The sequence below is a fragment of the Stenotrophomonas sp. STEN013 genome (genome assembly GCF_056760355.1).
In genome coordinates this window covers 787,712-805,973 of sequence record NZ_JBRREO010000001.1, presented here as the reverse complement: position 1 = coordinate 805,973, position 18,262 = coordinate 787,712, and the positions used below count along the sequence as shown (strand labels likewise).

At 65.3% G+C, this 18,262-nt stretch carries 22 protein-coding genes and 3 tRNA genes; 16 read left to right on the top strand and 9 right to left on the bottom strand.

The window, feature by feature from the left end:
• Positions 1-70: 70 nt before the first annotated feature.
• Entirely contained in the window at positions 71-997 is a 927-nt protein-coding gene (locus ACVOMH_RS03520) for a universal stress protein (RefSeq protein WP_481551057.1), read from the bottom strand.
• A gap of 73 nt (positions 998-1,070) precedes the next feature.
• Here ACVOMH_RS03520 and ACVOMH_RS03515 point away from each other — a divergent pair, with 73 nt between their 5' ends.
• Entirely contained in the window at positions 1,071-1,976 is a 906-nt protein-coding gene (locus ACVOMH_RS03515; RefSeq protein WP_481551056.1) for an NAD-dependent epimerase/dehydratase family protein, read from the top strand.
• On the opposite strand, the gene ACVOMH_RS03510 is transcribed toward ACVOMH_RS03515, so the two are convergent.
• Entirely contained in the window at positions 1,970-2,449 is a 480-nt protein-coding gene (locus ACVOMH_RS03510) for an Mpo1 family 2-hydroxy fatty acid dioxygenase (RefSeq protein ID WP_057506057.1), read from the bottom strand. The two genes, ACVOMH_RS03515 and ACVOMH_RS03510, sit on opposite strands and share 7 nt — an antisense overlap.
• 91 nt (positions 2,450-2,540) lie before the next feature.
• A complete protein-coding gene (locus ACVOMH_RS03505; RefSeq protein ID WP_057506056.1) occupies positions 2,541-3,467 on the bottom strand; it encodes a phosphoribosylaminoimidazolesuccinocarboxamide synthase in 927 nt (308 codons plus the stop codon).
• A gap of 163 nt (positions 3,468-3,630) precedes the next feature.
• Here ACVOMH_RS03505 and ACVOMH_RS03500 point away from each other — a divergent pair, with 163 nt between their 5' ends.
• The 11 genes from ACVOMH_RS03500 (at position 3,631) to ACVOMH_RS03450 (ending at position 12,658) form a co-directional block, all read left to right on the top strand.
• Complete coding sequence (locus ACVOMH_RS03500; RefSeq protein ID WP_054658250.1) at positions 3,631-3,960, top strand: J domain-containing protein; 330 nt, start codon at positions 3,631-3,633, stop codon at positions 3,958-3,960.
• Positions 3,961-3,972: 12 nt separating this feature from the next.
• Complete coding sequence (rpe, locus tag ACVOMH_RS03495; protein WP_054658252.1) at positions 3,973-4,647, top strand: ribulose-phosphate 3-epimerase; 675 nt, start codon at positions 3,973-3,975, stop codon at positions 4,645-4,647.
• A 3-nt stretch (positions 4,648-4,650) separates the two neighbouring features.
• Complete coding sequence (locus tag ACVOMH_RS03490) at positions 4,651-5,142, top strand: N-acetyltransferase family protein (RefSeq protein ID WP_481551055.1); 492 nt, start codon at positions 4,651-4,653, stop codon at positions 5,140-5,142.
• 286 nt (positions 5,143-5,428) lie between these two features.
• Positions 5,429-6,358, top strand: coding sequence for a lipid kinase YegS (gene yegS / locus ACVOMH_RS03485; RefSeq protein WP_481551054.1), 930 nt, complete (start codon positions 5,429-5,431; stop codon positions 6,356-6,358).
• A gap of 185 nt (positions 6,359-6,543) precedes the next feature.
• Positions 6,544-8,034 (top strand): anthranilate synthase component I, encoded by a 1,491-nt coding sequence (trpE, locus tag ACVOMH_RS03480; RefSeq protein ID WP_054658256.1) that lies wholly within the window; start codon positions 6,544-6,546, stop codon positions 8,032-8,034.
• Positions 8,035-8,083: 49 nt separating this feature from the next.
• Complete coding sequence (locus tag ACVOMH_RS03475; RefSeq protein WP_481551151.1) at positions 8,084-8,866, top strand: SIMPL domain-containing protein; 783 nt, start codon at positions 8,084-8,086, stop codon at positions 8,864-8,866.
• Between the two features lie 10 nt (positions 8,867-8,876).
• Complete coding sequence (locus ACVOMH_RS03470; RefSeq protein WP_481551053.1) at positions 8,877-9,461, top strand: anthranilate synthase component II; 585 nt, start codon at positions 8,877-8,879, stop codon at positions 9,459-9,461.
• Positions 9,462-9,530: 69 nt separating this feature from the next.
• Positions 9,531-10,043, top strand: coding sequence for a DUF1543 domain-containing protein (locus tag ACVOMH_RS03465; protein ID WP_481551052.1), 513 nt, complete (start codon positions 9,531-9,533; stop codon positions 10,041-10,043).
• Positions 10,044-10,057: 14 nt separating this feature from the next.
• Complete coding sequence (gene trpD / locus ACVOMH_RS03460; protein WP_481551051.1) at positions 10,058-11,095, top strand: anthranilate phosphoribosyltransferase; 1,038 nt, start codon at positions 10,058-10,060, stop codon at positions 11,093-11,095.
• A 52-nt stretch (positions 11,096-11,147) separates the two neighbouring features.
• On the top strand, positions 11,148-11,942 hold the full coding sequence (gene trpC / locus ACVOMH_RS03455; protein WP_481551050.1) for an indole-3-glycerol phosphate synthase TrpC: 795 nt from the start codon (positions 11,148-11,150) through the stop codon (positions 11,940-11,942).
• The gene (locus ACVOMH_RS03450) at positions 11,939-12,658 is read left to right on the top strand and encodes a haloacid dehalogenase-like hydrolase (RefSeq protein ID WP_481522668.1); all 720 of its coding nucleotides are present in this window, start codon (positions 11,939-11,941) and stop codon (positions 12,656-12,658) included. The genes trpC and ACVOMH_RS03450 overlap by 4 nt, the downstream gene beginning before the upstream one ends.
• Before the next feature lie 6 nt (positions 12,659-12,664).
• Here ACVOMH_RS03450 and ACVOMH_RS03445 read toward each other — a convergent pair whose 3' ends face one another.
• Positions 12,665-13,426: a sulfite exporter TauE/SafE family protein gene (locus ACVOMH_RS03445; protein WP_057506053.1), complete on the bottom strand. Its 762-nt coding sequence runs from the start codon at positions 13,424-13,426 to the stop codon at positions 12,665-12,667.
• 259 nt (positions 13,427-13,685) lie between these two features.
• On the bottom strand, positions 13,686-14,375 hold the full coding sequence (gene crp / locus ACVOMH_RS03440; protein ID WP_054659443.1) for a cAMP-activated global transcriptional regulator CRP: 690 nt from the start codon (positions 14,373-14,375) through the stop codon (positions 13,686-13,688).
• A 152-nt stretch (positions 14,376-14,527) separates the two neighbouring features.
• On the opposite strand from crp, the gene speD reads away from it, so the two are divergent.
• Both speD and ACVOMH_RS03430 read left to right on the top strand, forming a co-directional pair.
• A complete protein-coding gene (speD, locus tag ACVOMH_RS03435; RefSeq protein ID WP_057506052.1) occupies positions 14,528-15,322 on the top strand; it encodes an adenosylmethionine decarboxylase in 795 nt (264 codons plus the stop codon).
• Positions 15,323-15,465: 143 nt separating this feature from the next.
• Positions 15,466-15,780 carry a DMT family transporter gene (locus ACVOMH_RS03430; protein ID WP_054659435.1) on the top strand — a complete coding sequence of 105 codons (315 nt, stop codon included), beginning with the start codon at positions 15,466-15,468 and terminating at the stop codon, positions 15,778-15,780.
• A 162-nt stretch (positions 15,781-15,942) separates the two neighbouring features.
• Here the strand turns inward: ACVOMH_RS03430 and coq7 are convergent, their stop codons facing one another.
• A complete protein-coding gene (gene coq7 / locus ACVOMH_RS03425; RefSeq protein WP_481551049.1) occupies positions 15,943-16,587 on the bottom strand; it encodes a 2-polyprenyl-3-methyl-6-methoxy-1,4-benzoquinone monooxygenase in 645 nt (214 codons plus the stop codon).
• A 200-nt stretch (positions 16,588-16,787) separates the two neighbouring features.
• On the opposite strand from coq7, the gene rplM reads away from it, so the two are divergent.
• Together rplM and rpsI are read left to right on the top strand one after the other, a co-directional pair.
• Positions 16,788-17,216: a 50S ribosomal protein L13 gene (rplM, locus tag ACVOMH_RS03420; RefSeq protein WP_054659439.1), complete on the top strand. Its 429-nt coding sequence runs from the start codon at positions 16,788-16,790 to the stop codon at positions 17,214-17,216.
• Between the two features lie 2 nt (positions 17,217-17,218).
• Positions 17,219-17,611, top strand: coding sequence for a 30S ribosomal protein S9 (gene rpsI / locus ACVOMH_RS03415; RefSeq protein WP_005411311.1), 393 nt, complete (start codon positions 17,219-17,221; stop codon positions 17,609-17,611).
• A gap of 166 nt (positions 17,612-17,777) precedes the next feature.
• Here the strand turns inward: rpsI and ACVOMH_RS03410 are convergent.
• The 3 genes from ACVOMH_RS03410 to ACVOMH_RS03400 all read right to left on the bottom strand — a co-directional run bounded on the left by ACVOMH_RS03410 (position 17,778) and on the right by ACVOMH_RS03400 (position 18,148).
• Positions 17,778-17,852: transfer RNA gene (locus ACVOMH_RS03410), tRNA-Gln, on the bottom strand.
• Between the two features lie 113 nt (positions 17,853-17,965).
• Positions 17,966-18,040, bottom strand: a tRNA-Gln gene (locus tag ACVOMH_RS03405).
• 31 nt (positions 18,041-18,071) lie between these two features.
• Positions 18,072-18,148 (bottom strand) — tRNA-Met (locus ACVOMH_RS03400).
• Positions 18,149-18,262: the final 114 nt, after the last annotated feature.

Here is an 18,262-nt window from a genome sequence, read left to right as displayed (position 1 = left end):
ACGGGAGGATTTCGAGTTTAACAGGCGCTTTTTCCCGGTCCGGCGGTTTTTCTGAACGAGCCGTTCGGGTTCAGCCTGCAAGTCCAGCAACGGCGGTGTCTGCGGGCAGGGAACGCGGATCGCGGATCAACAGGGTGTCCGTTTCCAGCACCGCGACCAGCCGCCGGGCGACGCTGCCGATCAGCAGCTCAAACAGCGCGCCGCGGCCGTGCGTGGCGACAATGACCAGCTCCGCGCCGCTGTCCCGGGTATACCGCCGCAGTACCGCCGCCGGTGCGCCGGTATCGATATGGATTTCCGCCATGGCCTGTGCCAGCAGCGGCCGCAGTTCGGCCAGGAGCTGCTGGGCCTGTCCGCGCGCCGCGTCCCGGGCCTGCTCCTGCACGCTGGCGCGATCGCCGCCGAGCAGGGGGCTGCCCGTGGATTCCAGTGCATGCACCAGCGACAGCCGCAGTGGCGGACCCAGCAGCGACAAGGCCTGGCCGGCCGCCCGGTTGACGCTGTCGGAGAAATCGCTGGCCACCGCCAGGTGGCGATACGGTCCACGTACCCGGTCATGCACGATCAGCACCGGCAGCGGCGAATGCCGGCTCAGCCACAGCACGGTGGAGTCGGGTACCGGCAGTTCAAACAGCATGTCGCTGGCGATGCCGGTCACCAGCAGGCCGCAATTCTCCTCGGCCGCCAGGCGCAGCAGGGCCCGGCCGACATGACCCTGCGTCACCCGGACGTCAATCCTGCCGCTGTGGTCTTCCCCGTCCAGCAGCCGTTGCAGGCGACGCTCGGCGGTATCCCGTGGGTCCGGCGCTCCCTGTGGCAGTTCCGCGCCGGCTTCCATGGCGGCATCCGGAAGTACCGTGGCCACCACCAGCCGCGCGTTCCATTGCCGTGCCAGCTGCAGGGCGCGTGCCAATGCGCGGTCGCAACGGGCGCTCAGATCGGTGGCGAGCAGGATGGCGGAGGGAACGGCGTGGGAGTGGCTTTCAGAAGAGGACATGGCGTGCTCGGAGTTGTCCGGTTCGAGTCTACCTGCTGCGGCAAATCGCGATTGATCGCCTATCCTGTGCGGCATGGAAAATGACACCCGCGTTGAAACCGGCCTGCGCAAGGCACTGCTGTTTGGTGCCAGTGGCCAGATCGGTGAGCGCGTACTGGCCAACCTGCTGGCCGCAGGCTGGGAGGTGACCGCGGTGTCACGCCACGCGCAGGTGGCGCTGCCGGGAGTGCGGTGGCAGCGCGGCGACCTGTCCGGCACCTGGCAGGGCGAGGAGGGGTTTGACGCCGTTTTCAGCTGTGGTCCGCTGGACCATTTCGCGCGCTGGTATGCCGCATCGGACGTGCACGCACCGAAGGTGGTGGCGTTCGGTTCGACCAGTGTGGACGTCAAGCAGGATTCCCCTGAGCCGGCCGAGCGGGATGTCGCCGGTCGTCTGCGCGAAGCCGAGCAGGTGCTGTTCAAGCGTGCCAAAGAGCGTGGTGTCGCCGCCACGGTACTGCGGCCGACGCTGGTCTACGGTGCCGGCCGTGACAAGACGCTGAGCGTCATCGCCGCGCTGGCTGCGCGTACCGGTTTTTTTGTGTTGCCGCATTGTGCCAATGGCCTGCGCCAGCCGGTGCACGTGCAGGATCTGGCCGACGCGGCCCTGCAGGTAGTGCGGCATCCGGCAGCGGCCGGTCGCGCCTATGCGCTGGGCGGCGGTGAGGTGCTGGGATATGGCGAGATGGTCCGGCGGGTGCTGGCGTCATTGCCGGCCCGGCCGCGCCTGTGGAGCGTGCCGATGCCGTTGTTCCGGCTGGCCTTGCGGCTGGCGCATGCCAGCGGGCGGTTGCAGGGCATGAGTGCGGCCACGCTCGCCCGCATGCGCGATCCGCTGGTCTTCGATATCGAACCGGCGCGACGGGACTTCGGCTATGCGCCGCGTCCGTTCATTGCCGAGGCGGCGATGTTCACCGCGCCGGCGGCGGCCGATCAGTAACGCCAGCCGAACTGGCGGTACAGCTTGGCCAGCACCCAGATCGGGCCGATCAACAGGTAGGTCAGGTCGGTGAGGAAACTGGGCCGTCGGCCTTCGATCCTGTGGCCGATGAACTGTGCGATCCACGCCAGCACAAACACGCCGATGCCGATGCGCAGCAGCAGCGGAATGCCCAGGCGGTCTTCCAGCAGCCGGCAGATGCAGCCGGCCACGAAGAAAAGCATCAGCATGCCGATGCCCAGCGGGCGCGACAGGCGGTTGTAATAGGCCCAGGTGCCGAACATCGCCAGGGCCGCCCAGATGCCGTGCTGGAACCACGGCAGCAACGGCGGAACGCACCACAGCAGGGCGATCGCCGACCACAGGATGGCCGGTACCGCGACCACATGGATCGCCTGGTTGGTGGCGTTGCTATGGTCGCCGGAATAACCGGCGAAGTAGCGGTCCAGCGGGCGCGCGCTGCGGATGTCCATGGTCTCTCCCGGCCCTTGGTGGGCAGAGCATAGCGCGGCTACCCGGCGGACGCGCCCGGCAGGCCGCGCGCGTCCGCCAGGTGGTACGGCCTCAGTCGATGCTGATGCCCGCCAGCTTGTCCAGCGCCTCGGCGTACTTGGCGCGGGTGCGTTCGATCACCTCGGCCGGCAGCGCTGGGCCCGGGGCGGTCTTGTCCCAGTCCAGGGTCTCCAGATAGTCGCGCACGAACTGCTTGTCGTAGCTCGGCGGGCTGATCCCGACCTGGTACTCGTCGGCCGGCCAGTAGCGCGAGGAATCCGGGGTCAGCATCTCGTCCATGATGTACAGGCGGCCATCGGCGTCGGTGCCGAACTCGAACTTGGTATCGGCCAGCAGGATCCCGCGCTCGGCCGCGTATTCGGCCGCGAACTTGTAGATCCGCAGCGTGGCGTCGCGCACCTTCTCGGCCAGATCCGCGCCCACCGCCTTGACCATCGCGTCGAAATCGATGTTCTCGTCGTGGTCGCCCACCGCCGCCTTGGTGGACGGGGTGAAGATCGGCTCGGGGAGTTTCTCGGCCTGCTGCAGGCCATTGGGCAGGGCGATGCCGCTGACCTTGCCGGTGCGCTGGTAGTCCTTCCAGCCGCTGCCGATCACATAGCCGCGGGCGATCGCTTCCACCGGCACCGGCTTGAGCTTCTTGGTCACCACCGCGCGCTTGGCGTACAGCGCCGGATCGACGCCTTCGGGCAGCACACTGGCCACCTCGATGCCGGTCAGATGGTTGGGCATCAGGTGTTCGGTCTTCTTGAACCAGAAGTTGGAGACCTGGCACAGCATCTCGCCCTTGCCCGGGATCGGGTCGGGCAGCACCACGTCAAACGCCGACAGGCGATCGGTGGCAACCATCAACAGGTAGTCCCCGGGGGGCGTGCCAGCAGGCAGACGTTCGCGTGGGATATCGAACACATCACGCACCTTGCCGCGATGGCGCAAGGGCAGGCCGGGAAGATCGGATTGCAACAGCGTGGTCGGCACGGGCACTCCTGGGGCTTGGCAATGATGCCGCCGGCGTGGAGGACCCGGGTCTGGAGACCCGCAGGGCCCGCTGCTGGACGGCGGGCGGCCTAGTGTAAAGCCGGATCGGGTCGCTGTGGCATAAAATGCGCGTCTTGACGGTCCTCAGGCCATTGGAACCTCCATGCGCTGGTACGGAAAACTGCTTGGTTTCATCGCCGGGGCCCTGCTTTTCAGGCCCAATCCCCTGTTTGGTGCGGTGATCGGCCTGCTGCTGGGCCATGCCTTCGACAGTGACTGGTTCCGCCTGGGCAAAGATCTGCCGTACCGCGAGTTGGGGGTCACCCGCGACGCCACCGATGCCGAGATCGACCTGGCCTACCGTCGCCTGATGTCCCAGTACCACCCCGACAAAGTGGCCGGCGCCGCGCCCGAACTGCGCGCCCAGGCCGAAAAGAAGGCCCGGCAGATCAACGCCGCCTACGACCGCATCAAAACCCTGCGCAAGCGCTGAAAGGCTCCCGTCATGTCCAACTGCATCATCGCCCCGTCCATCCTCTCGGCCAATTTCGCCAAGCTCGGCGAGGAGGTCGACAACGTGCTGGCCGCTGGCGCCGACTGGGTCCATTTCGACGTGATGGACAACCACTACGTGCCCAACCTGACCATCGGCCCGATGGTCTGCCAGGCGCTGCGCAAGCATGGTGTGACCGCGCCGATCGACGTGCATCTGATGGTGGAACCGGTGGACCGCATCGTGCCGGACTTCGCCGAGGCCGGTGCCAGCCTGATCAGCTTCCACCCGGAAGCCAGCCGCCACGTCCACCGCACCATCCAGCTGATCAAGTCGCACGGCTGCAAGGCCGGCCTGGTGCTGAATCCTGCCACCCCGGTCGAAGTGCTGGACTGGGTGCTGGAAGACCTGGACCTGGTGCTGCTGATGTCGGTCAATCCGGGCTTCGGTGGCCAGGCCTTCATCCCCTCCACGCTGGACAAGCTGCGCGCGGTGCGGGCGATGATCGACAAGCTCGGCAAGCCGGTGATCCTGGAGGTCGACGGCGGGGTGAAGGCCGACAACATCGGCGAGATCGCCGCCGCCGGTGCCGATGCCTTCGTCGCCGGTTCGGCCATCTTCAATGCGCCGGACTATGCCGGGGTGATCGCGAAGATGCGCGGCAACGTCGCCGCGGCGCGGGGCTGAGTGGTGGGCGCGGCAGAAGTACGCATCCGCCCGGCATTGGCCGATGACGCAGGCCTGATCCTGAACTTCATCCGCGAACTGGCGATCTACGAGAAAGCAGAGTCGTCAGTGCAGACCGACGAGGCCGGCATCCGTGACAGCCTGTTCGGTCCGGATGCCAAGGCGCAGGCGCTGATCTGCGAGCGCGACGGCAAGGCGATTGGTTACGCCGTGTTCTTCTACAACTACTCGACCTGGCTGGGCCGCAACGGCATCTACCTGGAAGACCTGTACGTCAGCCCCGAGGCGCGCGGCAGCGGCGCGGGCAAGGCCCTGTTGCAGCACATCGCCAGGCTGGCGGTAGCGCAGGGCTGCGGTCGTTTCGAATGGTCGGTGCTGGACTGGAACACGCCGGCTATCGATTTCTACAAAGCCGCCGGAGCGGTGGCGCAGGACGAATGGACGGTGTATCGCCTGCAAGGCGAAGCGCTGCAGAAGTTCGCCTCAGGCGAATGATTGGCTGTTTGCAGGAGCGGCGTACGCCGCGAAGCACGGACGAAACCAGGTCGACAAGAGCTCATCCCCTTTGCCGGGCAACAGGCAGGGCGCGGCTCTGAAGATGAAGCAAAAAAAGGCCGCAGCGTTGCCGCTGCGGCTGGGGAATAGTGCGGAGGCTGATCCTGCCTCCATCCGTCGTCCTTGCTATGGACTTCCATACTCCCGGTCCTCGATGACGGAACGGTGACATTCACCCGCCCGCAGTGACGCGCTTGCTAGGCTGCGCGCGTTTCCGGAGAACAGCATGCAGGCAAGTCCGTGGTTTCTGATCCTCAATGGCAAGTCCGCCAACGATGAGGCGGTGCGCGAGGCTGTTGCGCAGCTGCGGCGACAGGGCCGCATCCTCGCGGTCCGGGTGACCTGGGAAGCCGGTGATGCCGGGCGTCATGTGCGTGAAGCCATCGCGGCCAATGCCGCGGTGATCGTGGCCGGCGGTGGCGATGGCACCTTGAGCGAAGTGGCCGAGGCCATGGCGCAGAGCACGCTGGATGCGGCGCAGCTGCCGGCGCTGGGATTGCTGCCACTGGGTACCGCCAACGACTTCGCGGCCGCCTCCGGCATCGCGCTGGAGCCGTTGGCCGCGCTGACGCTGATTGGCGCCACGGCGGCGCGGCCGATCGATCTGCTGCAGATCGACGGTGACGGGCGAAGCCATTGGTGCGCGAATCTGGCCAGCGGCGGTTTCGGTACCGACGTCACCGTGGAAACCCGCGAAGGATTGAAGAAAATGCTGGGCGGGCTGGCGTACGTGGTCACCGGTATTTCGCGGGTGGGCCGGATCGAGCCGATCCGGGCGCGGATCCACGGCGGAGACTTCGCCTGGGAGGGAGATTTCATCGCGCTGGGCATCGGCAATGGCCGTCAGGCTGGTGGCGGGCAGGTGCTGTGCCCGGATGCGCTGCTCGATGACGGCCAGCTGGATCTGACTGTCGTGCCCGAGCTTTCCGGTGAGGTCCTGTCCACCTTGGGCACTTTGTTCAGCGACGGCAAGCACGCGGCACTGGAGCAGGTCGCGGTGCGCGCCCGCCTGCACCAGCTGTGGATCGATGCCATGCAGCCGATGACACTGAATCTGGATGGGGAGCCGCTGCAGGCGCGCCGCTTCCATGTGCGCTGTGTGCCCGGCCGGGTACGCATGCATCTGCCTGCGGACACCGCCCTGCTCAGCCGCTGAACCGTTGCTGCTGCAAGCAATTGCCGATGTTGCAGATGCACACCACACCGCGATCTTGCGGTAGAGTTGCCCGGTGCCCATTCTGACGACCAAGCGTTCCCTTTCTTCCGCTCGCCGCTGGTGGCGATGGTGGCCCGTTGCCGTCGTCCGTCCCGCCACCGTCGTTTCCCGGAAGGAAAGCCGTCTTGATCACGCAAGAGCAGTTCCAGCAACTGGCCGCTGAAGGCCGCAGCGCACACCCGCACAATTTCGTCCCCGTCGTCCGTGAAGTGCTGTCCGACCTGGACACGCCGCTCTCGGTTTACCTGAAGCTCGCCGACGGCCCGTATACCTACCTGTTTGAATCCGTCGAAGGCGGCGAACGCTTCGGGCGCTATTCCATCATCGGCCTGCCTGCACGCCGCACGTACAGCTTCCGCGGGCATACGCTGGAAGTCAGCGAGCTGGGCGAGGTGGTCGAGCGCCGCGACGTGGCCGACCCGTTGGCCGAGGTGGAAGTGCTGCGCAAGCAGTACTCGGTGCCGCAGCTGGAGGGCCTGCCGGGCTTCACCGGCGGCCTGGTCGGCTGGTTCGGCTTCGAGTGCATCCAGTACATCGAGCCGCACCTGGGCGCGGGCGAAAAGCCCGACGAACTCGGTACGCCCGACATCCTGCTGATGCTGTCCGAAGAGCTGGCGGTGTTCGACAACCTCAAGGGCCGCCTGTACCTGATCGTGCATGCCGACCCGGCGCAGCCGCAGGCCTGGGCACGCGCGAACCGTCGTCTCGATGAGCTGGCGCACCGCCTGCGCCAGGGCGGCGCCGGTTACCCGCAGTCGCAGGTGTCCGACGCCATCGACGAGCAGGACTTCCAGTCCTCGTTCACCCGCGAGGAATACCACGCGGTGGTGCGCAAGGCGCAGGACTACGTGCGCGCCGGTGACATCTTCCAGGTGGTGCCCAGCCAGCGCCTGCGCGTGCCGTTCCGTGCACGGCCGATCGACGTGTACCGCGCGCTGCGTGCGCTGAATCCCTCGCCATACATGTATTTCATCGATGTCGGTGGCACCCAGGTAGTGGGTTCCTCGCCGGAAATCCTGGCGCGCCTGCGCGATGGCATCGTCACCGTGCGTCCGATCGCCGGCACCCGTCCGCGCGGCGCCACGCCCGAGTTGGACAAGGCGCTGGAAGTCGAATTGCTGGCCGATCCCAAGGAGCGTGCCGAGCACGTGATGCTGATCGATCTGGGCCGCAATGATGTCGGCCGCGTCGCCGAGCCGGGCACGGTGAAAGTGGGCGAGCAGTTCGTGATCGAGCGCTACAGCCACGTCATGCACATCGTCAGTGAAGTGACCGGCACGTTGAAGGCCGGCCTGAGCTATAGCGATGTAATGCGCGCGACCTTCCCGGCCGGCACGGTGAGCGGCGCGCCAAAAATCCGTGCGCTGGAGATCATCCGCGAGCTGGAGCCGGTCAAGCGCAACGTCTATTCCGGCGCGGTCGGCTACATCGGCTGGAACGGCGATGCCGATACCGCCATCGCCATCCGCACCGCGGTGATCCAGGACGGTTACCTGTACGTGCAGGCCGGCGGCGGCGTGGTCTACGACTCCGACCCCGATGCCGAGTGGCAGGAAACCATGAACAAGGGCCGCGCGCTGTTCCGCGCGGTGGCGCAGGCGGCGAAGGGCTTGTGAGCGTGCATTGTTTGCGCATCGTGGTGCGCAGGGGAATGGGGAAATCGGGATGAAGAGCAGATTCGTGTTGTCGTTGTTGCTGGCCTTGGCGCCGGTGCTGTCGTTCGCACAAGCTAATTCGATTCCGTCGCAGCCTCACCTGCTGGTGAAGGGGCAGGCTGCGCGCACGGTGGTGCCGGATCACTTCACGGTCGAGTTCCTGGTGCAAGCCACGGACATGGCGCCGGAACAGGCGCGGTCGAGGGTCGAGCGGAACGTGGCGGCGGTACTGGCCGCGTTGAAGAAGCACCGCGCGCTGGCGGAAAACACCTACGCCTCCTCCCTGTCGATTTCCGCCGAGAATGCGTACGAGAACGGCAAGCAGGTGTTCAAGGGAACCAAGGTTGTCCGTCGCGTCCGTGGCAGCTTCGATGATCTGGAGAAGCTGCGCGCATTGCTGGCCGACGTGGATGCCGGGCCGGAATTGCAGATCACCTCGTTGCGCTCCGGTTACGCGAAGGCCAGCACGTTGCGCGCCGAACTCAAGGCGCAAGCCGCCCGCCAGTCGCGCCATTCCGCCGAAGGGTTGGCAGCGGCCTACGGCACACGCATCACCGGCCTGTACACCATCTCCGACGTTGCTCCGAACTTTGCCTACGGCGTGCAGGCCGGTACGTGGCAGTCGACGAGCGAAGATGCCGGGGACGACGCCATCCCGCCGCCGTCTCCGCCAGCTCCCCCTGCGCCTGCGGCAATGGAGGTATCCGGCTCCCGCCTTGCGCCCGAGAGTCTGGAAACCGGGACGATCACCTTCACCGAAAACGTCTACGCGATCTTCCTGATCGCTCAATGAGTGCCATTCCATGCTGTTGATGATCGACAACTACGACAGCTTCACCTTCAACCTCGTGCAGTACCTGCAGATGCTGGGTGCCGAGGTGAAGGTGGTGCGCAACGATGCGATGAGCGTCGAGCAGATCGCCGCGCTCCAGCCTTCGCATATCGTGGTATCGCCCGGCCCGAAAACGCCGAACGAGGCCGGTGTGTCGCTGGAGGTGATCCGCCAGCTGGGTCCCCGCATCCCGGTGTTCGGCGTATGCCTGGGCCACCAGAGCATCGGCCAGGTCTATGGCGGTGACGTGATCCGCGCCGGCAACATCATGCATGGCAAGACGTCGCCGATCCGCCATGAAGGCAAGGGTGTGTTTGCCGGCCTGCCGGACCGCTATGAGGCCACCCGCTACCACTCGCTGGTGGTGGACAAGAACACGCTGCCGGCCGCGCTGGAAATCACCGCCTGGACCGAGAACCCGGACGGGTCGATGGAAGAAATCATGGGCCTGCGCCACCGCGAGTATCCGGTCGAAGGGGTGCAGTTCCATCCCGAATCGATCCTCACCCAGCATGGCCACGCGCTGATGAAGAACTTCCTGGACCGTACATGCTGATTGCACGGACGAGGCTGCTTCAGGCCGATGAGGGCGGTTCGATTCGAGCGCTGACGGAACGCCGGTGTCATGGGTGATATCGAACTGCGCCTGTTCGTGGTGATGCTCGGCGGCCGCCATGCGCGTGCCAATACCGAGGTGCACGACGTGGTGTTCGCCGTTGGCCGGGATATCAGGCAGACCTGGCCGCAGCTGCGCGAGCAGTGGTTCGGCGAGGCCGCCGGCCTGCATCTGGATTCTTGGATGACGGTCGATGGGGTCGAAGACTGGCAGGTACGCCTGTCGCAGGATCCGCCTGCCGCGGACGCGCCGACGCTGTTCTTCGTCAACCTCGGCGGTTATGTCGAAGGTGTATTCGGCGAAGACCACCGGTATCTGCTGGTGGTCGCCGCCGATGCGGCCGAGGCCAAGCGCAAGGCGCTGGCGCAGGCCCAGACGCAGTGGATCAAGCCACACCGCGATGCGCTGCTGGAAGTGGACCGCTGCCTGCCGGTGGGGCCGATCGGTGGCCTGCATGTGCAGCTTCGGCGTGGCGCACACGCCGGCATCCGCAGCCAAAGCGACTACATCGTTATTTCCTGATTTCTGGAGTTGTCATGACCATCACCGCGCAGGAAGCCCTGCAACGCACCATCGAACACCGCGAGATCTTCTTTGACGAGATGGTGGACCTGATGCGCCAGATCATGCGCGGTGAAGTCTCGCCGACCATGACCGCGGCCATCCTCACCGGCTTGCGGGTCAAGAAGGAAACCGTCGGCGAGATCGCCGGCGCGGCCACGGTGATGCGCGAGTTCGCGCTGCCGGTGGCGGTGGAAGACAAGACGCATCTGGTCGATATCGTCGGTACCGGCGGCGATGGCTCGCACACGTTCAACATCTCGACCTGCTCGATGTTCGTGGTGGCCGCGGCTGGTGCCAAGGTGGCCAAGCATGGCAACCGCAGCGTCTCTTCCAAATCCGGCAGCGCCGACGCGGTGGAAGCGCTGGGCGCGGTGATCGAGCTGCAGCCCGGGCAGGTGGCTCGCGCCATTGAACAGACCGGCATCGGCTTCATGTTCGCGCCGATGCACCATCCGGCCATGAAGGTGGTGGCGCCGGTGCGCCGCGAGATGGGCGTGCGCACCATTTTCAACATCCTCGGCCCGCTGACCAACCCGGTCGGTGCCACCAATATCCTGATGGGCGTGTTCCACCCGGACCTGGTCGGCATCCAGGCGCGCGTGCTGCGCGAGCTGGGCGCCGAGCGCGCGCTGGTGGTGTGGGGCCGCGACAACATGGACGAGATCTCGCTGGGCGCCGGCACCCTGGTGGGCGAGCTGCGTGACGGCAAGGTGCGCGAGTACGAGATTCATCCGGAGGACTTCGGTATCGCCATGTCGGCCAGCCGCAACCTCAAGGTGGAGAACCCGGAAGAGTCCATCGCCATGCTGCGTGGCGTGCTCGACAACGCGCCGGGCCCGGCCAACGACATCGTCGCGCTCAATGCCGGCGCGGCGCTGTATGTGGCCGGTGTGGCCGACAGCATCGCCGATGGTCTGGCCCGCGCCCGTGCGGCCATCGCCGATGGCAGCGCCCGTGCGCGCATGCAGCAGTACGTGGCCGTCAGCCGTATGCTGGCCGGCCACAGTTGAACGCTTCTCCGCTTCCCGCGTCCGCAGCGCCCGCCTTTCAGGAAACAGATCCATGAGTGACATCCTCAACACCATCCTCGCCCGCAAGATGCAGGAGGTGGCCGAGCGCAGCGCCCGCGTGCCGCTGGCCGAGCTGAGGGCGCGCGTGGCCGAGGCGCCGCCGGTCCGCGGTTTCGCCAATGCGCTCAACGCGGCGATCGCCAATGGCGATCCGGCGGTGATTGCCGAGGTCAAGAAGGCCAGTCCGTCCAAGGGCGTGATCCGCCCGGACTTCCATCCGGCCGATATCGCGGTGAGCTACGAGCTGGGTGGCGCCAGCTGCCTGTCGGTGCTGACCGACGTGGATTTCTTCCAGGGCGCGGACGCCTACCTGCAGCAGGCGCGGGAGGCCTGCACCCTGCCGGTGCTGCGCAAGGACTTCGTCGTCGACCCCTACCAGGTCTATGAGGCGCGCGTGCTGGGCGCGGACTGCATCCTGCTGATCGTCTCGGCGCTGGATGACCGCCAATTGGCCGAGCTGTCCGGGTTGGCGATGCAGCTGGGCATGGACGTGCTGGTGGAAGTGCACGACATCGACGAGCTGGAGCGTGCGATCCAGGTGCCGGTGCCGCTGATCGGCATCAACAACCGCAACCTGCGCACCTTCGAGGTGTCGCTGCAGAACACGCTGGACATGAAGGATGCGGTGCCGCGTGACCGCCTGCTGATCACCGAGAGCGGCATTCTCGGCCCGGCCGATGTCCAGCTGATGCGTGAGGCAGGCGTCAACGCCTTCCTCGTCGGCGAAGCCTTCATGCGTGTGGAAGAGCCGGGCGAGGGCCTGCGTCAGCTATTCTTCCCGGCATGACCGATTCATACCCCTTGCCTCCGGACGATGCGCAACTGGTCGTCTTCGACTTCGATCACACCCTCTACGACGGCGATTCCGGCAGTCATCTGTTCGCCTGGCTGATCAGGCGCAATCCGCTGCGACTGCTCGCGGCGGTGCTGGCCACGCCGGTACTGGGGCCGCTGGTGGCGATGCTGCCGACGCGGCGCATCGGCATTTCCGGCTATGTCTGGATTGCCACGTTCGGTCTGCATCAGGCGCGCGAGTTCAACAAGGTCATCGACCGGTACGTGCTCACGCACGAGACGCAGATTCGCCAGAAGCTGCTGCCGCATGCGCTGGAGGTGTTTGCCGCGCATCGCCGCGCCGGCGACCGCGTGGTGGTGGCCACCGGCGCGCCGCCGGAGCTGGCCCGCGCCATCCTCACCTTCGTCGCCCACCAGGGTGTGCCGGTGATCGGCAGTGAAGTGGGGCCGCGGCTGGGCGCGATGGGCGCCACCCGGCACTGCCACAACGAGGAAAAGATGCGGATGCTGCGCGAGCGGGGCTACGGCGACATCGCCATCGCCTATTCGGACAGCACCGCCGACCTGCCGCTGCTCAAAGCGGCCAGGGCGCCGGTGGTGGTCAATCCCAAGCATTCGCGCGTGGCCTACTTCGGCAAGGTGCTGCCGGTGGGAACGCCAATCCTGAACTGGGGTTGTGCCGGTCGCGGCGGTGATCCGCTGCCCTGAGCCGGCTCAGGCGCCGCGCAGCTTGAGCAGCGCGGTGCCGATCTGGAACAGGCTGATCGACAGCACCAGCAGGCCCACGGCAACCAGCACCCAGCGCTCCCGGACCCGCTTGACCAGCAGCGCAGCCACCGGTGCGGCCATCATGCCGCCCACCAGCAGCCCGGCGACAATGGACAGGTGCTGCAACCCCATCGACAGCAGGAAGGTGGCCGAGATCGACAGGGTGACGAGGAATTCGGCCGCGCTGACCGTACCGATGGTGGTGCGGGCCTGAGCGCCGCGCGCAAGCAGGGTCGAGGTCGCCACAGGTCCCCAGCCGCCGCCACCGCTGGCATCGAGCAGGCCGGCGAAGAAGCCCAGCAGGGGTACCCGCTTTATCTCCCGGCGCGGCGCGAAGCGGCCGGCGGCGCGGGCGAGGATGAACACCGCCAGGGTCAGCAGATACAGATAAATGAACGGACGGATGGCCTCGCCCGGCAGCCGCGTCAGCCCATAGGCGCCCAGCGCGCCGCCGATCGCGCCGGGCACGGCCAGGCGCAGGAACAGGCGTCGGTCGACATTGCCGGCCACCAGGTGCGAGACGCCCGAGGCGCCGGTGGTGAACACCTCGGCGGTGTGGATGCTGGCACTCACCGCGGCAGGCGGCAGGCCCATGCTGAGCAGCACGGAGGAGGAGATCAGGCCGAAGGCCATACCCAGTGCGCCGTCCACCAGCTGCGCACCGAGCCCGATCAGGATGAACCAGTAGAACTCGCTGCCAAATTCCATATCGCCAGCCTGCGGGCAGAGCCCGGAGCGGTCAAGGAAAGCTCCATCGGCAACGTTTCTCCGGCATCTGCGGTGGCAGGCTATGGGGAAGTCGGGCGGACAGGGGCGGGTATTCCCGCCGCTGTTCATGCAGATCATCCGGGCCGCCGGGCAGCGGTGTCGCGCAGACAAAAGCCCCCGGTCGAAAGGGGGCTTTTTTGATGGATGCCGCGATCATCGCGCTGATCGCACAGGCGCTGGCGCGATGGTTGAAGGCGTGTCAGCGGGTTCCGTACAGCACCACGGTCTTGCCGCGGGCGTGAAGGATGCCGTCCACCTGCAGCTTCTTCAGCACGCGGCCGGCCATTTCACGCGAACACCCCACCAGCCGGGCGATCTCCTGCCGCGACACGCGCAACTGGGTGCCTTGTGGATGACTCATCGACTCCGGCTCCTTGGCCAGATCGTGCAGGGTGCGGATGATGCGGTCAGTCACGTCCAGGAACGCCAGGCGGCTGGCTTTGCGGCTGGTGTGCAGCAGGCGCCGGGAGATCTGCGAGCCGATGGCATACAGCAGTTTCGGGGCGTCGGTGGACAGCGGCCCCAGGAACAGCTGGTGCAGGCGTTCATAGCTGATTTCAGCCAGTTCACACGGGGTGCGGGTGCGCAGGATGACCTCGCGCTTGTCCGATTCGATGAACAGACCCATCTCGCCAACAAACTCGCCGGCGCCGAAATAGCCCAGCACCAGTTCACGGTCGTCGTCTTCCTCGGCAATGATGCTGACCGAGCCGCTGATCACGTAATACAGGGTGCCGGCCGGGTCGCCAGGGCGGAACACATCGGTCCGGGTAGGGTAGCGGCGCCGGTGGCTGTGGGCCAGAAAGCGTTCGATGGTGGCTATATCCAGAGCCAGTGGGCTGGAGGCGAGGCGCGCGTTGGACACGGTGGTGGCGTTCCCTTGGCTCATGATGGCGTTCACATGACGAATGAACATGCTTAACGGACAAGCTTAGCGGCGCTGACCCCACCGGGCAAACCGGGGTAATGTGGGTACGTATCGCAGGGGGGGACTTTGCCCCATAATCGCCACCTTTCCCACCATCTACAGGATCGACCGCCGTGGTCAAGCCGTTGCCTCGCCTGAGGTTACAAGGATTCAACAACCTCACCAAGGCCTTGAGCTTCAACATTTATGACGTCTGTTATGCGCGTACCGAAGAGGAGCGCCAGCGTTATATCGAGTACATCGACGAGGAATACAACGCCGATCGACTCACGCAGATCCTCACCGATGTCGCTGAGATCATCGGTGCGAACATCTTGAATATTGCGCGCCAGGACTACGACCCGCAGGGGGCGTCGGTCACGATCCTGATCTCCGAAGAACCGGTGATCGACAAGAAGGCCGCCGGCAAGGAGTTGATCTCCGATGCAGTCGTCGCGCACATGGACAAGTCGCACATCACCGTTCACACCTACCCGGAAACCCATCCGCAGGAAGGTATCGCCACGTTCCGCGCCGACATCGATGTGGCCACCTGCGGCGTGATCTCGCCGCTGAAGGCCTTGAACTATCTGATCGAGAGCCTGGAATCGGACATCGTGATCATGGATTACCGTGTTCGCGGTTTCACCCGTGACGTGAAGGGCAAGAAGCACTATATCGACCACAAGATCAACTCGATCCAGAACTTCCTGGCCAAGAACATCAAGTCGCGTTACGAGATGTTCGACGTCAACGTCTATCAGGAAAACATCTTCCACACCAAGATGCACCTGAAGGACTTCGACTTGGACCAGTACCTGTTCGAAGAGAAGGCCAAGAACCTCTCGTTCAAGGAGCGCATGAAGATCGAGGCGCTGCTGCGTCGTGAGATCGAGGAGCTTTTCCACGGCCGCAACCTGGCCGAGTGAGTCTCAACACGGCGGCGGGCGTGCCCGCTGCCGTGACAACTGGCGGGACGGCCCGCCCTGCAGTGGATGCAGACGATTGCCGACGGCGGCCCGGTGCAGACATCGGGCCGCCGTTTTTTTTTGATTTGTGGAGGAGTTGCGTGATGCCCTGGATCTATCTGCTGCTGGCCGGCGTATTCGAGATCGGGTTTGCCCTGGGCCTGAAGTACAGCGAAGGCTTCACCCGTCTGTGGCCAAGCGTTCTGACGGTGGTGCTTGCCGCGATCAGCCTGTGGTTGCTGACCCAGGCGCTGCGTACCATCCCGGTGGGTACCGGCTATGCGGTATGGACCGGAATCGGCGCGGTTGGCGTGGCGGTGGCCGGGGTGCTGCTGTTCGGCGACGATGCATCGTGGTCGCGGCTGCTGTGCATCGGCTTGATTGTCAGCGGTGTGGTCGGCTTGAAGCTGGTCTCGTAAGCCGATGCCCCCGTTTGGGCTGCCGGCGCTCCTGGAGGCCCGATGTGCGCCGGAAGGCCGGATGCGTTAGTCGCCGCTCGGTGCGGTGCCGGGTAGTCGGCGTCTCCGGATGCCGTGGCCCGCACATTTTCCGGAGTGGTTCCAGACGCGTGGATGCTTCGCTCAGAGCCGGTAAGCCACGGCCTTCATCGCCTTGGATGCCAGTGCCATTGCCGACGGGATCGGAAACGGCAGTTTGCGTGCGCCGGCATGTTCGGCGTGCTCGGCGTGGCGGGCCTCGTCGAGCTTCATCACCTGCAGGATGGCGCGGCTGCGCTGGTCGGCCGGCGGCAGGGTCTGCAGATGCTCATCCAGATGGGCCTCCACCTGGCGCTCGGTCTCCACCACGAAGCCCAGGTTCCAGCCATCGCCGCGCAGGCCGGCGAGGGTGCCGATGGTGTAGCTGCCGGCGTACCACAGCGGGTTGAACAGGCTGGGGCGGCTGCCCAGCTCGTGCAGGCGGTCGGCGCACCAGCTCAGGTGGTCGGTTTCTTCCTGTGCCGCTGCGAGCAGATGGTCGCGCGTGGCGGGGTCGCGGGCAACCGCGGCCTGCCCGAAATACAGGCCCTGCGCGCAGACTTCGCCGACATGGTTGATGCGCATCAGTCCGGCCGCATGCCGGACTTGGTCCGGGTCCAGTGCCGCCTCGGGTGTGTCGCCGGCGGGATTGGGCCGGACAGCCATTGGACTCCCGAACACCGTGTCCAGCGCACGCTGTGCTTCGGTCAACAGGTGATCCAGGGGTGTCTGTATACGTGCGGTGGGCATGGGGCTGCAGGCGGGTAAGCGGATGCCCGATTCTCGCCGCTGGGTCAGGGTATGCCAAGGCGGAGGCATGTGCCCGGTTGCCAGGTTGCGCAGTCCCGTTGCGGCTGGTAGAATCCCGCCTCTTGCGTTTCACCTTCACAACGCGTGGCAGAGTTCCGGTGGTCCAACGCCGCAATGAGCCCGACCTAACAGAGTTCTTTATGAGCACTTTCACTGCAAAGAACGAGACCGTCCAGCGCGACTGGTACCTCGTTGATGCCGACGGCAAGACCCTTGGTCGTCTGGCTTCCGAACTGGCCCGCCGTCTGCGCGGCAAGCACAAGCCGGTTTACACCCCCCACGTTGATACCGGCGACTACCTGGTCGTCATCAATGCAGAAAAGATTGCCGTCACCGGCAACAAGCTGCAGGACAAGATGTATCACCGTTTCACCGGTTACATCGGCAACCTGAAGAGCGAGAATCTGGCTCAGGCGCTTGAGCGTCATCCGGAGCGCGTGCTCGAGACCGCGGTCAAGGGCATGCTGCCGAAGGGCCCGCTGGGTCGCCAGATGTACCGCAAGCTCAAGGTCTACGCCGGCACTGAGCATCCGCACGCCGCACAGCAGCCGCAGGTTCTGGATATCTAATCATGGCTATCACTCAAAACTACGGCACTGGCCGCCGCAAGTCCTCCACCGCTCGCGTGTTCCTGCGCAAGGGTTCGGGCAACATCACCGTCAATGGTCGTCCGCTGGACGAGTTCTTCGGTCGTGAGACCGCGCGCATGATCGTGCGCCAGCCGCTTGAGCTGACCAAGAACACTGAAAGCTTCGACATCCTGGTCACCGCCGCTGGCGGCGGCACCACCGGTCAGGCTGGTGCGATCCGTCTGGGCATTGCCCGTGCACTGGTCGAGTACGACGAAACCCTGAAGTCCGAGCTGCGCAAGGCTGGCTTCATGACCCGTGACGCCCGTGAAGTCGAGCGTAAGAAGGTCGGTCTGCACAAGGCCCGTCGCGCCACCCAGTTCTCCAAGCGCTGATTTCCAGTGCTCTGGATCGGGCGACTCCGGTTGCCCGACTGGTTGCGAAACAAAAGCCCGGCTCGTCCGGGCTTTTGTTGTTTCTGGCATCGGTGCAGTGTGGGTGCGCGGGTGGGGGTCGGGCATAGAAAAAGGCCAGATCATTCGATCTGGCCTTTTTGGTATCTGGCAGCCCCGGAAGGATTCGAACCTCCGAATGCCTGAGTCAGAGTCAGGTGCCTTACCGCTTGGCGACGGGGCTAAGTGCGGACTGGATTATCGCATGCCATGCGTGTGGAAGCCAGATTCCGCATGTTTTGACTGGCATTGATCAATAGAAAAAGGCCAGATCATTCGATCTGGCCTTTTGGTATCTGGCAGCCCCGGAAGGATTCGAACCTCCGAATGCCTGAGTCAGAGTCAGGTGCCTTACCGCTTGGCGACGGGGCTGTGGTTGCGAGAGTTGCCTCTCTGTTCCCTGTGGTGGCTATGGGTGGACTCGAACCACCGACCCCAGCATTATGAGTGCTGTGCTCTAACCGGCTGAGCTACATAGCCTCAGGGAGCCCGCAATTATTCTTGGACGGCCGGACTATGTCAACAGGTTTTTTCCGTGCTTGTGGCCTGAGGGCGGCCATGGCAGAGTCGCTGCAGTAGATTTTTCAGGAGTCC

What these genes read in the sequence shown, in the direction of transcription:
- ACVOMH_RS03520 (WP_481551057.1), bottom strand. Translation starts at nt 997, where the DNA reads ATGTCCTCTTCTGAAAGCCACTCCCACGCCGTTCCCTCCGCCATCCTG.
- ACVOMH_RS03515 (WP_481551056.1), top strand. Translation starts at nt 1,071, where the DNA reads ATGGAAAATGACACCCGCGTTGAAACCGGCCTGCGCAAGGCACTGCTG.
- ACVOMH_RS03510 (WP_057506057.1), bottom strand. Translation starts at nt 2,449, where the DNA reads ATGGACATCCGCAGCGCGCGCCCGCTGGACCGCTACTTCGCCGGTTAT.
- ACVOMH_RS03500 (WP_054658250.1), top strand. Translation starts at nt 3,631, where the DNA reads ATGCGCTGGTACGGAAAACTGCTTGGTTTCATCGCCGGGGCCCTGCTT.
- rpe (WP_054658252.1), top strand. Translation starts at nt 3,973, where the DNA reads ATGTCCAACTGCATCATCGCCCCGTCCATCCTCTCGGCCAATTTCGCC.
- yegS (WP_481551054.1), top strand. Translation starts at nt 5,429, where the DNA reads ATGCAGGCAAGTCCGTGGTTTCTGATCCTCAATGGCAAGTCCGCCAAC.
- ACVOMH_RS03475 (WP_481551151.1), top strand. Translation starts at nt 8,084, where the DNA reads ATGAAGAGCAGATTCGTGTTGTCGTTGTTGCTGGCCTTGGCGCCGGTG.
- ACVOMH_RS03470 (WP_481551053.1), top strand. Translation starts at nt 8,877, where the DNA reads ATGCTGTTGATGATCGACAACTACGACAGCTTCACCTTCAACCTCGTG.
- ACVOMH_RS03465 (WP_481551052.1), top strand. Translation starts at nt 9,531, where the DNA reads ATGGGTGATATCGAACTGCGCCTGTTCGTGGTGATGCTCGGCGGCCGC.
- trpD (WP_481551051.1), top strand. Translation starts at nt 10,058, where the DNA reads ATGACCATCACCGCGCAGGAAGCCCTGCAACGCACCATCGAACACCGC.
- trpC (WP_481551050.1), top strand. Translation starts at nt 11,148, where the DNA reads ATGAGTGACATCCTCAACACCATCCTCGCCCGCAAGATGCAGGAGGTG.
- ACVOMH_RS03450 (WP_481522668.1), top strand. Translation starts at nt 11,939, where the DNA reads ATGACCGATTCATACCCCTTGCCTCCGGACGATGCGCAACTGGTCGTC.
- ACVOMH_RS03445 (WP_057506053.1), bottom strand. Translation starts at nt 13,426, where the DNA reads ATGGAATTTGGCAGCGAGTTCTACTGGTTCATCCTGATCGGGCTCGGT.
- crp (WP_054659443.1), bottom strand. Translation starts at nt 14,375, where the DNA reads ATGAGCCAAGGGAACGCCACCACCGTGTCCAACGCGCGCCTCGCCTCC.
- ACVOMH_RS03430 (WP_054659435.1), top strand. Translation starts at nt 15,466, where the DNA reads ATGCCCTGGATCTATCTGCTGCTGGCCGGCGTATTCGAGATCGGGTTT.
- coq7 (WP_481551049.1), bottom strand. Translation starts at nt 16,587, where the DNA reads ATGCCCACCGCACGTATACAGACACCCCTGGATCACCTGTTGACCGAA.
- rplM (WP_054659439.1), top strand. Translation starts at nt 16,788, where the DNA reads ATGAGCACTTTCACTGCAAAGAACGAGACCGTCCAGCGCGACTGGTAC.
- rpsI (WP_005411311.1), top strand. Translation starts at nt 17,219, where the DNA reads ATGGCTATCACTCAAAACTACGGCACTGGCCGCCGCAAGTCCTCCACC.